The 1,429-nt window shown below is 66.4% G+C and carries 1 protein-coding gene; it reads left to right on the top strand.

The window, feature by feature from the left end:
- Nucleotides 1-160 precede the first annotated feature (160 nt).
- On the top strand, nt 161-1,399 hold the full coding sequence (locus ACIQNU_RS43790; protein ID WP_401378321.1) for an IS256 family transposase: 1,239 nt from the start codon (nt 161-163) through the stop codon (nt 1,397-1,399).
- Nucleotides 1,400-1,429 lie beyond the last annotated feature (30 nt).

The raw sequence follows: 1,429 nt of genomic DNA, 5'->3' as shown, positions 1-1,429 counted from the left end.
GGATCGTGTCCCTTGTCGTGGTGTAGCCGATCAAGGCGTGGGAGTGCGCGGGCGTCTGCCCGGGGCGCACACCTGATGGGGGTGGCCGCTCCCTGACCAAAGGCGGGCCATCGTGCAACTCTCCCTGCTAAAACGCCAGTTCAAGCGGTAGGAGTGCACGATGGCCCTGTCTCAGTCTGACCTGATACGGCTGCTGGAGTCACTACGCTCGTCGGACGGAATCGAACTCGTCCGCAGCGTGGCCGAGCGGATGCTGCAAGAGCTGATCGAGGCCGAGGCCACCGCGTACATCGGCGCGGAGTGGAACGAGCACACCGCCTCGCGGACCGCCCTGCGCAACGGGCACCGCGACAGGGTGCTGACCACGCTGGCCGGCGACCTGGACCTGGAGATCCCCAAGGTCCGCACCGGCAGCTTCTTCCCGAGCCTGCTGGAACGCCGGCGCCGCATCGACCAGGCTCTCTACGCCGTCATCATGGAGGCATACGTGCACGGGGTCTCCACCCGCAGCGTGGACGACCTGGTCAAAGCGCTGGGCGGCGACAGCGGCATCTCCAAATCCGAGGTCTCGCGGATCTGCTCAGCCCTCGACGAGCCGCTGACCGTCTTCCGCACCCGGTCCCTGGACCACACCCGCTTCCCCTACGTCTACCTGGACGCGACCTACTGCAAGGTGCGGGTCAACCACCAGATCGTCTCCCAGGCCGTCGTGATCGCCACCGGCATCACCGAGGACGGCGGACGCGAGGTCCTCGGGCTGATGGTCGGCGACAGCGAGACCGAGGTGTTCTGGAAGGAGTTCCTGCGCTCCCTGCGCGAACGCGGCCTCAACGGCGTCCGCCTCGTCATCACCGACAACCACTCCGGCCTGGTCGCCGCCGTCCGCAAGGTGATGCTCGGAGCCTCCTGGCAGAGGTGCAGGGTTCACTTCCTGCGCAACGTCTTCGGCGTGATCGACAAAGAGTCAGGCGAGATGGTCGCCGCGACGATCCGCACGATCTTCACCCAGCCCACCGCGGACCTCGTGCGCACCCAGCTCGACACCGTCGCCGACATGCTCGGCAGCCAGTTCCCCAAGGTCAGGGCCATGCTCCTGGACGCGAAGGAGGACCTGACCGCGTTCGCGGACTTCCCGCCGCGGCACTGGAAGAAGATCCAGTCCACCAACCCTCTGGAACGGATCAACCGGGAGATCAAGCGTCGCACCGACGTCGTCCAGGTCTTCCCCAACCCGCCCGCACTGGAACGGCTGACAACCGCCGTGCTCTGCGAGATGCACGACGAATGGATCGCCTTCCCCCGCCGCTACCTCCCCGAAGGCAGCATGGACAAGCTCTACCCAGAGCTCCCCGAAAGCGCCCCCGCACTCCCCAACACCACGAACAAGCCGACCAGCTGATCGGCTACACCACGACAAGGGACACGATCC

Origin of the sequence: Streptomyces sp. NPDC091292, assembly GCF_044757265.1 — a bacterium.
Taxonomy (GTDB): domain Bacteria; phylum Actinomycetota; class Actinomycetes; order Streptomycetales; family Streptomycetaceae; genus Streptomyces.
Note: the sequence above shows the minus strand (reverse complement) of the source record. Positions and strands in the feature narration are given on the sequence as shown.